Below are 15,160 nucleotides of genomic sequence, written 5' to 3'. Positions count from 1 at the left end.
CATGTGACAAGATTGAAGTGGCAGAGATTGAAGTATAGTAATGTCGAATGAAATTAAACCTGAATATGGTGGTTTTTTTCGGGTTTATGCTTTTACAATGACTTTAGGAATGGCCTTGGCCATTCTCTATTCTGTTTATAAATTTAAAAGAAAAGGTTTACCACTTTCAGCAATTCCAATTGCAACTATTTTTATCATTCCGATTTCGTTATTTGGGGCTAGTCTATTTGGAAAATTAAATGAATTCCAAACCGGAGTTCAAAATTTTCAAGAATTTTTAGCTCTCTTTGCATTTTGGCAAGGTGGATTATCCATTCATGGTGGAGTTTATGGTGGAGTGCTTGCTGGGATCATCATTTTCTATTTCATTGGTCGCAAAACCCATATCTCCTTACTCACTTATTTTGATGCAATCGTTCCCAATATTCTATTGGGACAAGTTGCAGGACGCTGAGGTAATTTCTTCAACCATGAACTAACAGGTCCAGCATGATTCAAAGTTGGAACATGTCCGATGTATTCTGCAGACACTATTGATTATAGTCAAATCCATATAAACTCTGAATATCAGAGTATGTATGATGGTCCTTTTTCATGACTTTTAAGAAATACATTAGGAGTTGAAAAAGGAACTGGGGATGTGTATCAAATGGTGCCAATCTTTTTGATTGAATCGGTATCGTTATTATTAGTTTGAGTTTTAATTACTTTTGTTGTTCCGAACATCGGAAAATGATTAGGGCCAAAACCATATAAAAAATATCCAAATAAATATCAATTTTCATGATCATTTACTTTCTTGCACTTCGTGGCCCCTTGAGTTAAATCAGAGACAAAAAAAACATACAACCAAGTTTGAGATGATGCATATTACAAAAATGTTGATGAAAAAGCTAAAGATGAATTCATTTTAAAAGCGCAAGCAATTCAAGCTTCAACAGATTCAAAATGAGTTAAAAGAAGAAAAACGGTCAAAGAATTAAACAGCGCAAATAACCCAGAGCGTTATTGAATTACTAAGGTTGGATTTGAAGGATTTGCTTTCTTCTTTGGTTGAAACCTAGTAAGATTCTTATTAGAAATGTCTCGATCAGAGGATGGACTATTTATTATGTATGACAAGCCATTGTCATTAACAGTGATTGGATTAAGTGCTTTAGTTGGATTAATCGGAATGATTATTACACAAATTGGAGTACCACAATTCTTTAGAAAAGATGGTTATATTTATGAAAAAGAATATTTCTCACTTCAAGATGCTACAAATGTGGAAGTAAAAAAAGAACCAAAAACGCATGTTGTCAATGAATCTAAACAAGAAAAAAACAAAGCTAAACAAGCAAAAGCACAAGCTAAACTTGAAAAATTAGAAAAGAAAAAATAAAGAAAAAAGGTGAGAAATAATGTCGTTTGCTTTAAAAGTAAAAGAAGAGATTGTTTCTCACTCTTTTACGCACATTCAAAAACAAACCTTCTTGTGTGGATTTATTAAATCTAATGGTGAATTTATTTACACGAGCACAGGAATTAAATTAAGGTTAAGTACAATTTCAAATCGCATTGCACGTTCACTGCTTTCGATGTGTAAAGAATTTTTCAAAGGTGAAATTCAAATTGCAATTATTCAATCGCAATCATTGAAAAAGCAAAAAACTTTTCACCTAACTTTAATCGGAGAAACTGAAGCGTTTCTCCGAGATTTGGAAATCTATGATTTCAACAATCATAAAAACATTGCAGTGAATGAAACTGTTTTAAAAACTGATGATTTATTGAGAGCTTATATTGCCGGGATGTTTGTTGCACTTGGCTCTGTCAATTCCCCAGAAACAATTAATTATCACTTAGAGGTGCAGTTTAAAGATCTGGAAAGTGCAGAATATTTTTCTCAAATTTTAAATAAAAAATATGATTTTGATTTTAAAATTTTAGTACGTAGTGAAAATAAAATCATTTGTTATATTAAAAAATCTGCTTTGGTGTCTGATTTTATCAAACTAGTTGATGCCCCAATTTCGGTCATGGAATTTGAGAATGAAAGAATTTCTCGAGATCTTGTGAACAATATAAATCGCATTCAAAATATTGATATTTATAATCAAAGAAAAACCACATCAACTGCTGAAAAACAAACTAAACAAATTCATTGATTGAAAGAACAAAAAATGTTTAACGCATTATCAGATCGGATTAAAATATTGGCTAATTTAAGATTAGCCAATCCTGAAATGTCATATTTGGAATTAGCCCAAGCGATGAATAAAAAAGGTCATAAAATCACTAAATCTGGGATCAGTAATATCTTCCGAACAATAGACAAAATCGCTGGAGTCGACCATGAAAAATAATCAACAATATGTTTTAGAAAATTTAGCGTATAATCTCAAAACAGAACGAGAAAAGCAAAAAATCAGCCAAGAGGAATTATCATTTAGATCTGATTTGCATAAAAATTACATTTCAGATATTGAATTAGCTAAACGCAATCCATCAATCAAATCCTTATTAAAACTTGCCAACGGCTTGGAGATCGATTGGTTGGATTTATTAAAAGAAACATAAAAAAATGATGCCGATGAACTTAATCATCTGCATCATTTTTTTATAGCATCAAATCTTTGCTTTTAAAGTTAAAACAAGAGAGATAAGTGAAACCAAACATTAAGGCGATATTGATGGCCATTGAACCAAAAACTCATCCTTGATTTGTAAAACCTGTGTCTTTATCGTTAGAAGACATCACGGATGGAAGTAGTGATCTCAAATTTATATAATCTAAGTATTCTCCTCAAGTATAACCATAACTCATTAAAACATTTGTTAAAATGGTTAAGAGAAACATATACCCCAAGATTGCAGATTGAACGAATCCAGTTAATCGGCCCATTGATGAAAAATACAAACCAATGACTGTGAAAAGGGTTGAAATCATTAATAAAAATAAGACCATCGTTGCTAATTGTTCAACAAGATAACCAAAATATGTACCAGCATCACTAGCAATTCCACCATAAATTAAAATCGGAACTAATGCTGGGGCCATTATCAGTAAGTTAGCTAATCAAATAAAAACTATTTTAGAAACTATAATTTTATTTCTTGATAAGGGAGAAGCCATTCACAAAGTTATTTGTCCTCTTCGTATTTCTTGACCAATGGTGAAATTAACCAAAACCATACTCACCAATGACATAAAAATAAGCCCAGATGTAGTTACTTGGTTGACTAAATTAGCAAGGCTAAGATAGTAGTTTTTTCCGGTCATAAGAATGGTGATTACATGGTCGTGATTCAAAAACTCAAGTCTTAAAATAATCATGCCTGAAGAAATCGCAAATCAAATAACCACATATATAAGAATTATTTTTCAATTACTTTTGAATTGATAATTAATCAAATTTTTATTTGGGAGAAATGTATTGAGTTTTTGCATTATAAAACACTTTCTGTTGCAAAGATGGTTTTAAATTTTTCATGTAATTTGTCAACATCTTTATCAATTACTTCGTATTCTTCGATTAGTTCTCCCGCCTTGATGAAACCGATATAATCTGACAATTTGATCACTTCTTCAAAAATATGTGAACAAATAATAATTGTTGTATGGTTTTCTTTTCTTAATTTATTGATCAATTCATTGAAACGATCTTGCATCACGGGATCAAGTCCAGATGTTGGTTCATCTAAAACCAAAAATCTTGGTTTGTTCATCACAGCTGCAATAATCGCAATTTTTTGCTTCATTCCTTTTGACATTTTTTTGATTTTTCTTGAAGCATCAAGCTCAAAATGTTTTAATAAGGTTTCAACAAATGATCACTCAGTTTCCTTCTTTAATTTAGAGACCAATTTCAAATAATCTAAACCAGTTAAATTATCATATAAGCTAATTTCACCAGCAATATATCCAGTAAATTGCATAATCTCTTCACGTTTTTTTCAAGGCTCTATGCCACTAATGTGGATATCACCACTTGTTGGTTTAATAAACCCTAAAAGTTGTCTAATTAACGTTGTTTTACCAGCACCATTTGGCCCAACAATGCCATATGTTTTTCCTTCTTGGATTGATAAATTAATACAAAAATTTCCAATATGTGGTCCGTAATCTTTTGTTAAATTTGTTATTTTAATCACAAAAAAACCCTCCTTTTATCACCATAAAATTATTTTAACATTTAGGTTTTACTATTTCTTTGTTTTGTTAAACATTAGAAAAAAATGCAGTGGTTATATTTTCGAAGTTACTGAAAAGAGATAGATTTTTTGCAATATCCGAAGTATACTAAAAATGATCAAATTTCATTTGATGATAAAAGCTGGGAGCAAGTACTCTGCTAAAAGAAGAGCGAAAGCTCTTTTTTTGGTTATAAAATTATTGGTGTGTTATATTAAAATTTTTTTTCAAGAATCACACCTGTTTAAGTATTTAAAAAATAATGCAAAGGTATGGATTTTTTAAAATATTAAGTGCAAACTAAAATTAATCAAAGCTATCTTTGGTGCTCAAGTATGTAGGCAAGTGCCTCTCTAAAAATAGAACTTTGGCTCTTTTTTTAGTTGTAAAATTACTTTAGATGTTAGCAAAGAACTGGTGAAAATAGTATGAATGTGAAAGTCGGAGAAATATATAAAGGATGATCAGAAGCACCTGGAGATTATCATAAAGAAACTGGTGAATATAAATTTGGTAGGCTCTTGATTATTGAACAGACATACCCAAAAGAAAAATGGTTTTAATTTTAATAAAACAAGGATAAGATAAATAGTCAAAATTAAAACCATTTTTTCAAGGTTTTGTTTTACAACATCAAATCTTTTCTTTTGAAAATTCAACAAGCTAAATATGAGAAAACACTAGTTAAGGCAATGTTGATTGCGAGCGCACCCAAAACCCATCCTAAATTTGTTTCCATCAAATTGATCACACCTTTGGTTCCAGAAACAAGCACCACAACAAGCAGTGAACGAATGTCAAAATATTGGAGATATTGAGTTCAATCTGGACCTCAAAGTTCCAAGACTTCAAAAAGAAACATATAACCAATGATACTAAATTGGATAATTAATACTAAACGTGAACTATGTGAAAAAAGTGAAGCAATTAAGGCAAAAATAGCTGTAAACATTAAGCTAAAAACAAACATTCCCACTAATTCTAAAACCATATGACCAAAATATTGATTAGCATCAACTGCAATCCCTGAATAAACAAAAATTGGGACTAATGAAGGGGCAAGAATAAGCAAATTGACTAATCAAACAAACATGATTTTCGAATACATAATCCTATTTCTTGAAAGTGATGAAGTCATTCACAAAGTTATTTGTCCGCGACTAATTTCTTGCGTGATTGTGTTTTCAATCATTGAACTACTTACAACGGCTGCAATAAAAATCGGGCTTGATTGAATGATGCGTTTTAAAGCTAGAGAAATACTATTATGAGAATTTGGGACATCATCAATCACAATCGAAATCAGATTTGAAGCATTATTGATGTGGACTGTGTAAATCAATATTCCAACAACAGCAATTAATCAAGAAGCCGTCATTCCAGCAATTCATTTTCAATTACTTTTAAAATGGGCAATGATAATGTATTTATTTGGCAGTGGATTTGTAAATTTCATTATTGATAGCCCTTTCTTTAGATTAAATATATGATACCATTTTCTCTAATTTTTAAAATTTTTTGATAACCAAAATTACTTTAACAAAAATATGTGTCACATCTCATAAAAAGCATTAAATTTTATAAATTAAGCTTTTTTTAACAACATATATCCGATGTCTTTTAATGGTTTTTGAATAAATTATCGTAGTGTGTAGTATTATTAATAAGAATAAGAAAAGGAAATATTTATGAGCTTTTTAAATCTACTTGCTGAATCTAGTAAAACTGGTAAGGGTATGGAAAATACCATTGTTTTTGTGTTTGAAATTTTGATGATGATCATTGCCTTGACAATGATCATCATTGGGATGTTGCAAAACAAAAAATCACAAACTGGATTAAGTGCACTTAATGGTGGTAATGAAGAATTATTTTCAAACACAAAAGAACGTGGTTTTGAAAGAACAATGTCACTTTGAATGATGTCATTAGGAATATCTTTTTTTGTAATAACAATTATTATTTCCATATTAACAAACACTGTTTTAAAATAGTGTTTTATTTTTCTGATTAGAACAAAGGGGCATATTAAATATGAAAGAAACAATTATCCAAACTTTAAAATCAAATGATTTTAAAATCTCAATTGAAGATTTAGCACAGAAATTAAAGGTCAAAGATTTATTCGAATTAAATCAAGATTTAGATAGTTTGATCCATGATTTTAAAATTATCAAAACACAAAACCAAAACATTTATTTGTTAGAAAATTCTAAATATAAAGCTGGAACTTTAAAGATGAATCCTAAAGGTTTTGGTTTTGTAAATGATCTTACTCAACTTGATGCTGATGATTTTTTTGTGCCTCCAACAATGACCAATGGGGCAATCGGAAGTGATGTGATTGTTTACCAAGTTTCAAAAGGTAGAGATGACAAAATTTTTGCTGAAATTATTGAAATCGCTGAACGCACAAAAGAAATGGTGATTGGTGAGATCGTAAAATCGAGAGATGGTCAATTTTTAGACTTCATTCCAACAGATTTATCACTTTCCAATTTTAGAGTTGTGATGGTGAATAAAAGAGATTTCGAACTAAAACCAAACATGTTATTTAAAGCTAAAATTTTAGAAGCAAAAGATCGCAAACTTTTTGTTAGATTGAAAAAAATGATCGGTGATTCAACAAAAGCAGCTGACAGAATTTTATCAATTGCTGAAGAATTTAATATTAAAACTGAATTTGGATATAAAACAATCAAAAATGCTGAAGAAGTAAATATTCCAGTGATCAAAGAACAAGATGAAATTAAAAGACGTGAAAAAACATCATTGATTGATACAATGCTTGTCACAATTGATGGATCAGATTCCAAAGATTTAGATGACTCAATTTATGTTGAAAAAGTCAAAGACGGATACAAATTAATTGTTGCGATTGCCGATGTTTCACATTATGTAAAACCAAGATCACCACTAGACAATGAAGCTTTGTTAAGAGGAAATTCAACATACTTAGCAAATAAAGTGTTACCAATGTTACCAAAAATTTTAAGTGATGATTTGTGTTCTTTGAACCCAAACACTGAAAAGTTTGCGCTAGCTTGTGAAATGATGTTTGATCAAAATGGAAATCTAATTTCTAAAAAAGTTTATGAAACTATCATGATTTCAAAAGCAAGATTAACATATAGTGAAGTGAATGAATATTTTGCAAATAAACATTGAACCAAACAACCAGAAGTTGCTCAAATGCTTGATGTGGCCAAAGAATTATATTTAGCAATTGCCAAAATAAAAGCAGCAAACGGAATGATTAATTTAGATGTTCGTGAAGCGAAAGTTGTCATGGACAAAGATTCAAATGTGCTTGAAATTAAAGCTCGTGAAACTGGTGAATCAGAAAAATTAATCGAAAACTTTATGGTTAGTGCAAACGAAGCAGTTGCTGAACTGATTTTTGAAAAGGAATTACCATTTATTTATCGTAACCACCAAAAACCAGAAGAAAGTTCTTTGGTTGAATGGTATGCAACAATCAAATCTTTTGGAATCGACCCTAAATTAACTAATTTAGAAATGATTGATCCAAAAAATTTAAACAAAACTTTAATGCAAATTGATAATCAAATTAGTGATCCAATTTCAAATGAGTTATTACACCTATCACTTCTAAGACATATGGAAAAAGCTAAATATGGTTTAGAAAATGTCGGTCATTTTGGTCTTGCTTCAAAATGTTATACCCACTTTACATCACCAATTCGTCGTTATTCAGATTTGATGGTTCATCGATATTTGAAACAATATATTATTCAAAATGAAAAACGAGATTTTATTTTACAATCTAATCAAGAATTCATTAATAAAGCTTGTCCAATTATCAATGAAACAGAAATCACATCTGTTGATTGTGAACGCGAAGTTGTGAAAGTTTGTATGGTCGAATACTTATCTGATAAAGTTGGACGTGTTTTTGATGGGACAATTTCGATTGCTTTAAAATTTGGATTTTTTGTTCAATTAGAAAATATGGTTGAAGGGCTTGTCCATATTTCAACATTGGGAGATGGTTTAGTTTATGATGAAAAACTTCAAACTCTAACCAAACCTGACAACACTTTTTATCGTATGGGACAAAAAGTGAAAATTAAATTAGTTGGTGCTGATATTAAAAAGAGAACAATAGATTTTGAACTAGTAAAATAATAAAGGAGAATTTTTATGAGTGAAAAAATTATTGCACAAAATAGAAAAGCTTATTTTCATTATGAAATTTTAGAAAAAATTGAAGCAGGTCTAGTCTTAAGTGGACCTGAAATCAAATCAATTCGAAATCACGATGTCACACTTGAAGGGAGTTTTATTTTAATTCGTAAAGGTGAATGTTTTATTTTAAACATGCATATTAAAAAATATGAATATGCTAATTATGTTGCTGGAATTGAAGAAACCAGAACACGTAAATTATTACTGCATCAAAAACAAATCAAAAAACTTGGTGAAGAAATTCAATTAAAACGTTTAGTCATTGTGCCATTGAAATTATATTTTCAAGAAGGTTTAGTCAAGCTTGAAATTGGATTAGGACGACCAAAAAAACTTTATGACAAACGACAAACAATTAAACAACGTGATTTAGATCGTAAAGCTAAATCTAATAAATATTAATAATGAACAAAATCTGGTTTTCTCACATTTAATGTAAGAAAACCAGATTTTATATTTTCCATTAGATATGGGTTATATGACATAATCGAAGCAAAATTTTAGTATGATATAAGTGAATAAAGGAGAGTTAATTATGGAATGATGAGTATGGCTGATTGTTGGGGTGCTTTTCTTTGCAGCAATGATATCAGCTGGTTGATATGGGTTTTCAGTTTGAGAATTGAAAATCGAATTATTTATGAAAAATAAAGAACACAAATGATATGCAAAACTAAAAAGCAAAGACGCAATTAAATTAGATAAAATTGATGACTTAAATAGTGATGATCAAAAAATGATCATCCTAATGGTTGTTGGTAAAAAGTGACACTTTAAAGATGAATTTTTACCATTACAATTAATCTCAACACCTAATCTGAAAAAGGAGTTATTACATATTAAAAATGGTTTAAATGATAATAAAAAACTTTTAGATTACTTACAATTTACCAATCAATCAATTGATGATATTAAGTTTTATATCCTAGAAATTATTGACAACGATCAAGAATCAAATAATCACTTACATAATTGAAAGAAAACTACCAAAATCACTGAAAAACCTTTTGTTTAAACCACAAAAGGTTTTTTGTATCAGATTATTTCCTATTTTGGTTTATAAGTGGTTTAATAAATAAGGGAGAATTTATTGTGCTATTTACATCACTGCTTTTCACAGCCTTAGAAAATAATAAAATAATCGGGATTTCATTAATAGTTATTGGTTTACTAATGACTCTTTTGTTTGTCGGATTATATTTTTTAATTAAGAAAAGAAGTGAAAGATTTAACAGTTTCAGACAACATAATCGTGAATCAAAAAACGTATGGGATTTTACTAAAAAGAACTTTCCATTAGTTTTAATCGTTTTCGGGATTATGCTATTTGTAGCCGGTCTTACAATGGCGATTAAATAAATTCTTTTTGAAAAAACACAATTACATAAAAGGAGGTCTTAATGGAAAAAGCCATTAAATCAAAAGACATCACAGCCTTTACCGAAACCACTAAAAAGAAAAAAAGTGGGCCCGGAATTATGGCTATCATGTCAACATTGAGTAGAGCCTTTTTGTTACCAATCGCGTTATTACCAATCGCGGGTGTATTCTTGGGAATTGGAGCATTAATTGCTTCAAAAACCACTGAATTATCTACAGGGTGATACATTGGTTCAACAATTAAAGCAATGGGAGATGTTGCATTTGGAAACTTACCAATTCTATTTGCAATGTCAGTTGCTTTAGCTTACTCAAAAGAATCAGGAATTGCTGCTTTAACAGCAGTTGTTGGATTCTTAGTTATGAACGCAATGCAAGGTGCATTGCTACAACATCATGATGCAGTAGACGGAAATTCAGCTTACTATACTCTATTATTTTATAATGGATCATCAGAAGTATTAAAAGTTCCGGACAAACTAATTGCTTCTAATTTAGGAGTAACATCACTAAATACAGGAGTCTTTGCCGGAATCTTTGTCGGTGCTATGTCAGCATATGCCTATAATAAATTTAGAACAAAAAAACTACCAGCAGGGATTGATTTTTTTGGGGGGACAAGACTTGTACCAATCGTTACATTCTTCATGGTTATCCCTCTATCATTCATTTTCATGATCGTATGACCAATCATTGGTATTGGTTTATCATATTTTGGAAACTGAACAGGAACACTTCCAACAGGAGTTGATTCATTAGTGTTTGAAATCGTAGAACGTTCATTAGTACCTTTTGGTCTACACCACGTATTCTACGCACCACTATGATGAACTCAAGCTGGGGGATCGATTTCAGAAGCATTACAAAATGCTGGAAGACAATGAGATATTAATCGTGACTTGATTCTTAATTCATCATGATTACCAACATTCTTAAGTGGATCAGAAATGAATTTTGATCAATGAATCCAACAATATTTACTTTTACCTAAACATGCCAATGTTGAAGGTATGACTCCAATTCAAGCTATGCAAGCAATTCTTGATTTCTGAAAAACTCAAGGTCTTGCAGGAATTAAATTGTTTGATGCTAACGGGGATCAATACATGATGCAAGCTGTTATTGGTGGTAGCTCAATGATGAACTTTACATTATTGGAAAACTTAGGATTAAACCTTGGACGTTTCCAATCAGGTAAGTTTGGATTTATGCTATTAGGATTACCAATGGCTGGATTAGCAATGTGATTAACAGTGCCAAAAGAAAACCGTAAATCAGTTATGGGGATTTATTTCTCAGCTGCGTTTACTTGTTTCTTAACAGGAATTACAGAACCACTAGAATATTCATTCTTATTCTTAGCGCCATGATTATTCTATGGAGTGCATATGCCATTGGCAGCCACTTCATTCTTCTTAGCAGGAGCATTGCAAACTCACGTTTCAATGACTGTTTCTGGTGGAATCATCGATTACATCGTATTTGGAATTATTCCATTTGCATCAGGATTGATGAAATGACAATCAGCATTTGGAATTCTGGTTGTTGCCGCTGCCATGGCCCCACTTTACTTCTTCGCTTTCTACTTCTCAGTAAAAGCAGGAAAAGTTGAAGTGCCAGGTCGTGAAGGAGCAAAACTATTTACTAAAGCAGATTTTCAAGCTAAAAAAGCTGAACCAAAAGTTGAAAAAACAGTTGATGAAAAACCTGAAGTAAAAGTTGAAGTGAAAGCTACAGTTGCAACTCCAGTTCAAAAAGAAACTATCAAAGTTGAACAACCAAAAACTGAAGTTAAAGTTGAACAACCAAAAACTGAAGTTGCAAAAAAAGTTGAACAACCAAAAGTTGAAAAGAAAACTGAACCAAAAGTTGCAAAACCAAAACAACCAAAAACTGAAGTAAAAGATTTAACAAATGATTTAGTTAAAAAATATGATGCTAAATTATCAACTAAAAAAATCGTTGATGAAGAAGCACATGCTAAATTAGATATTAAATCACGTGCTAAAGTTGATGGATCAGCTGAAATCACAGAAGCAAGAAGCGAATTACAAAAACACGCTTCATCACTTCGTGCCGAAGCAAAAAAACAAGGGATTAAATTAAAAGATGCAAATCTACGTAATATGACTAAAAAAGAACTTATTGTGTACATGAAAAATACAGCATTAAAAATTAATTCTTAATAATAATTAACCACCTATAAACTGGGAAAAAATAATTCTACACAACCATGAAAGGAAGTGTGGAATTTTTTATGTCCAAACAATTAACAACAAGTGAGTGAGTAGAAATTGTAGAAATTTACAATAAAAAAGGGATTGATCTAGCGGTTACTGAATATTTAAAAACAAGAGATAAAAATTTACATTTAAAAGACGCGAGAAAAAGAATTAGAAAAAAAGCCAAATTATTAGATAATTTAGGTATGCAAGAATACAAAAAGAAAAAAATTAATGGGAGACCTTTAAAAAGAGATGACTCGGATATTCCGGGTATTATAGATAAATTGAATGAGGAACAAAAAAGAGAAATCATTGAACACTGAATAAAAGATCAACGAGATAAAGAAAAGAAAGAAAAGTTGAGCGATTTTTCTACTTTAACAAATTCTTTAAAAGCTGAGGTTTTATCACTCCATAGAACAACAATGTATAAGAAACATATTACAAAAACATATAAATACGATTACTTAAAAGCTGAGGTTGTAAAAATCTTTAATGAAAGCAAAAAAATATATGGGAGTAGAAAAATTGCGATAATCCTTGGTGAAAATGGGATTTCCATTAGTGATAGAACGCTAAGAAATTACATGATTAGATGGGGAATAGCCACTTTAACTAGACAAAAGAAAAGAAAATCTGAGCAAAAAAACACTAAAGTGAAATATGTTGATCAAGTAAATAGAAATTATAATCCAGAAAAAGATAACATTGTCGCAACCGATGTTTCTTATATTCCTGCCAATACACAGCAAAATTTTGTATATTTATCAGTCGTGATCAGTCACAAAACTAAACTAATAGAATCATGAAAATTATCTTATTTAAATGACACAAAACTTGTATTAGATACAATTGATGAACTAAAAAGAACAAACTTTATTTTTCACTCTGATCATGGAATCCAATATTCCTCATACCAAGTTATTGAAAAATTAAGAAACATGAGTGGAATAACATCTATGAGTCGAATTGGTAATTCTTTAGATAATAGAGAGGCTGAATATTTCTTTAGTTGCCTAAAAGGAGAATACCTTAATCATATAAAAACCAAAACAATGGGTTTAGAAGAAATCCATAAGCATATTGCAGAATATATAGAATGATATAATTCTAAAAGAATACAAAAAAGATTGAATTGAAAAACGCCAGCTTATGCCAGCGCTCTAAATTCATAATGTGTAGAATTATTTTTTCCCAGTTTACTATGGTGGTTTTTTTATTTTTGGATTATAATAATGGTACGGGGATGTCCTGGTTTCGACAGGATAACTTTGTTTTAAGATAGCAGTGGTTTGGTAGACCATAATACTTTAGGCGAAATAAACGCAGAATCAAAAAAATCAGAATTTGAAATGCCAGAATTCATGCCAAATTATATGGCATCTGGAGCACCAGCTTACGCTTTTGCTTAATTAATTTAATTAATAGCATTCAATCACTAGTTATATTTTAAGCTTTATAACTTAGTCGAATTACCCAAGTTTAATAGAGAGCAACATCGTGGTTAGTTGTTCTTGAAATTCGAATCACGAATGATTTTTAACTTTTGGTAAGTTTTAGTTAGACTTCATAAATTATAAAATTTACTAAACTGTAGAAATCTTTTAGCAAACTATTTTGGACGCGAGTTCGATTCTCGCCATCTCCACCATTATTCGAAACAACCTCACCATTTAATGGTGAGTTTTTTGTTTTCACTTTAAATTTAGTTTTTTGTTAATATATAATATATTAAACAATATAAAGGAAGTACATGTTAGAAATATCGGATCTGAAAGAGCAGTTAATTCAAGCTGCGATAAATAATGATTTAAATGAAGTAAGAAATATCGCCAAAAAATCACAACAAGTTGATTTTGCAGAAGTTTTGGGAGAATTAAACGAAAGACTAATTTTGCGAATCTTCAGAATGTTAAACAAGGAAGATGAAACTGATATTTTTTCTTATCTGAAACCCGAAATTCAAGAATTTATTATCAGATCTTTTTCTTCAAAAGAAGTCGAAGAAATTGTTAAAGATTTATACAGTGATGATTTAGTTGATTTAATCGATGAACTACCAGCCACAATTGTAAAAAAAGTTTTAAGAGCAGCATCTCCTAAAATCCGTGCAGAAATTAATAACATTCTTAAGTATGAAGAAGACACTGCTGGTGGAATTATGACTGTGAATTTCATTGAAATCAAAGAGAAAGATTCAATTGAAAAAACAATCAAATATGTCCGAGAAATTCATGAAGAATTTGAAACAATTGATACGTTATTTGTGTTAGATGATTATGGTCATTTAAAAGGTTTTGTGGAATTAAAAGATTTGATTTTTAATTCCCCAAAAACCAAAATCAAAGAGATTATGGAAACTAGACTTTTATATGTCAATTCAACAGCCGATCAAGAAGAAGTGGCCAATATGTTCAAACGTTATGATGTCACAAGTATTCCTGTGGTTGATGATTCAAATAAAATGATCGGAATTATCACAGTTGATGATATTGTGGATGTGATTGAAAAAGAAACATCTGAAGACATGAATAAAATGGCTGGAATTAAACATGATGATCAAAACTATTTTGATTTAAGCATTTTTAAAATGTTTAAATCAAGAACACTTTGATTAGTTCTTTTATTAGTTTTAGGAACCATTACCCAAATTCTAACAATGGTTTTTTATAATTTATATCTTGGTGATGTTACTAGTTTACCAGTCACTTCTAAAGCATATATTGGAATTGTTTTATTGGCTCCAATGGCGATTGTGATTGCTGGGGTGATTGGTCTTTACGGAAGCCAATCTGCAACAATTATGATGCGGGCATTAACACTTCGTGAAGTGAAGAAAAAAACCATTAAAACTTTTCTAATGAAAGAATTTATCACAACCATGCTTGTGGCACTAATTTTAATAGTGGTAAATATTGTCCGACTTCTAATTGTTTATGTTGTTCAAGTTGGAGAAATAAACACAATCGTTTGAGAACTAATTGGGGTTTCTTCAATCACGATTTTGATTTCAATTCTGGTGGCTGGAATCATTGCCACATTAGCACCAATTATTGCCAAAGCTTTGAAAATAGACCCAGCAAATGCAACAGGTCCATTTATCACTTTGGTGATTGACATCATTACAATTTCTGTCTTTTTTGGAATTGGATTAGCATTTTTTTAAGAG

General features: G+C 30.4%; 14 protein-coding genes and 1 other RNA gene. 12 read left to right on the top strand and 3 right to left on the bottom strand.

All coding sequences use genetic code 4. From position 1 onward, the window contains the following. Position 1: 1 nt before the first annotated feature. Genes ELUMI_RS00385 through ELUMI_RS00375 form a run of 3 tightly spaced genes read left to right on the top strand, consistent with a single transcriptional unit; the run spans position 2 to position 2,562 of the window. Entirely contained in the window at positions 2-1,384 is a 1,383-nt protein-coding gene (locus ELUMI_RS00385; protein WP_025734723.1) for a prolipoprotein diacylglyceryl transferase, read from the top strand. A gap of 19 nt (positions 1,385-1,403) precedes the next feature. After that, positions 1,404-2,348, top strand: coding sequence for a DNA-binding protein WhiA (gene whiA, locus ELUMI_RS00380; RefSeq protein WP_025734724.1), 945 nt, complete (start codon positions 1,404-1,406; stop codon positions 2,346-2,348). Then, entirely contained in the window at positions 2,338-2,562 is a 225-nt protein-coding gene (locus tag ELUMI_RS00375) for a helix-turn-helix domain-containing protein (RefSeq protein WP_025734725.1), read from the top strand. Before whiA ends, ELUMI_RS00375 begins: the two co-directional genes overlap by 11 nt. Positions 2,563-2,602: 40 nt before the next feature. Here ELUMI_RS00375 and ELUMI_RS00370 read toward each other — a convergent pair whose 3' ends face one another. Both ELUMI_RS00370 and ELUMI_RS00365 read right to left on the bottom strand, forming a co-directional pair. Beyond that, positions 2,603-3,433: an ABC transporter permease gene (locus ELUMI_RS00370; RefSeq protein ID WP_025734726.1), complete on the bottom strand. Its 831-nt coding sequence runs from the start codon at positions 3,431-3,433 to the stop codon at positions 2,603-2,605. Then, entirely contained in the window at positions 3,433-4,137 is a 705-nt protein-coding gene (locus tag ELUMI_RS00365; protein WP_025734727.1) for an ABC transporter ATP-binding protein, read from the bottom strand. The genes ELUMI_RS00370 and ELUMI_RS00365 overlap by 1 nt, the downstream gene beginning before the upstream one ends. A gap of 468 nt (positions 4,138-4,605) precedes the next feature. On the opposite strand from ELUMI_RS00365, the gene ELUMI_RS04620 reads away from it, so the two are divergent. Then, a complete protein-coding gene (locus tag ELUMI_RS04620) occupies positions 4,606-4,740 on the top strand; it encodes a hypothetical protein (RefSeq protein WP_275667563.1) in 135 nt (44 codons plus the stop codon). 62 nt (positions 4,741-4,802) lie between these two features. On the opposite strand, the gene ELUMI_RS00360 is transcribed toward ELUMI_RS04620, so the two are convergent. Next, complete coding sequence (locus ELUMI_RS00360) at positions 4,803-5,633, bottom strand: ABC transporter permease (RefSeq protein WP_025734728.1); 831 nt, start codon at positions 5,631-5,633, stop codon at positions 4,803-4,805. A gap of 232 nt (positions 5,634-5,865) precedes the next feature. Here ELUMI_RS00360 and secG point away from each other — a divergent pair, with 232 nt between their 5' ends. From secG to mgtE, 8 genes are all read left to right on the top strand, one after another. Next, positions 5,866-6,171 (top strand): preprotein translocase subunit SecG, encoded by a 306-nt coding sequence (gene secG, locus ELUMI_RS00355; RefSeq protein WP_035019063.1) that lies wholly within the window; start codon positions 5,866-5,868, stop codon positions 6,169-6,171. A gap of 40 nt (positions 6,172-6,211) precedes the next feature. Continuing rightward, a complete protein-coding gene (gene rnr, locus ELUMI_RS00350; protein WP_025734730.1) occupies positions 6,212-8,326 on the top strand; it encodes a ribonuclease R in 2,115 nt (704 codons plus the stop codon). Between the two features lie 15 nt (positions 8,327-8,341). Further along, a complete protein-coding gene (smpB, locus tag ELUMI_RS00345; RefSeq protein ID WP_025734731.1) occupies positions 8,342-8,788 on the top strand; it encodes an SsrA-binding protein SmpB in 447 nt (148 codons plus the stop codon). 133 nt (positions 8,789-8,921) lie between these two features. Next, positions 8,922-9,401, top strand: a complete 480-nt coding sequence (locus tag ELUMI_RS00340; protein ID WP_025734732.1) for a hypothetical protein — start codon at positions 8,922-8,924, stop codon at positions 9,399-9,401. A gap of 463 nt (positions 9,402-9,864) precedes the next feature. Continuing rightward, complete coding sequence (locus ELUMI_RS00330; RefSeq protein WP_025734734.1) at positions 9,865-11,952, top strand: PTS transporter subunit EIIC; 2,088 nt, start codon at positions 9,865-9,867, stop codon at positions 11,950-11,952. A 47-nt stretch (positions 11,953-11,999) separates the two neighbouring features. After that, positions 12,000-13,166 (top strand): IS3 family transposase, encoded by a 1,167-nt coding sequence (locus ELUMI_RS00325; protein ID WP_198514018.1) that lies wholly within the window; start codon positions 12,000-12,002, stop codon positions 13,164-13,166. A 67-nt stretch (positions 13,167-13,233) separates the two neighbouring features. Then, positions 13,234-13,642: a transfer-messenger RNA gene (gene ssrA, locus ELUMI_RS00320) on the top strand. A gap of 102 nt (positions 13,643-13,744) precedes the next feature. Beyond that, a complete protein-coding gene (gene mgtE / locus ELUMI_RS00315) occupies positions 13,745-15,157 on the top strand; it encodes a magnesium transporter (RefSeq protein ID WP_025734548.1) in 1,413 nt (470 codons plus the stop codon). The last annotated feature ends 3 nt before the right edge of the window (positions 15,158-15,160 follow it).

The sequence above is a fragment of the Williamsoniiplasma luminosum genome (assembly GCF_002803985.1).
Classification (GTDB): domain Bacteria; phylum Bacillota_I; class Bacilli_A; order Mycoplasmatales; family Mycoplasmataceae; genus Williamsoniiplasma; species Williamsoniiplasma luminosum.
Note: the sequence above shows the minus strand (reverse complement) of the source record. Positions and strands in the feature narration are given on the sequence as shown.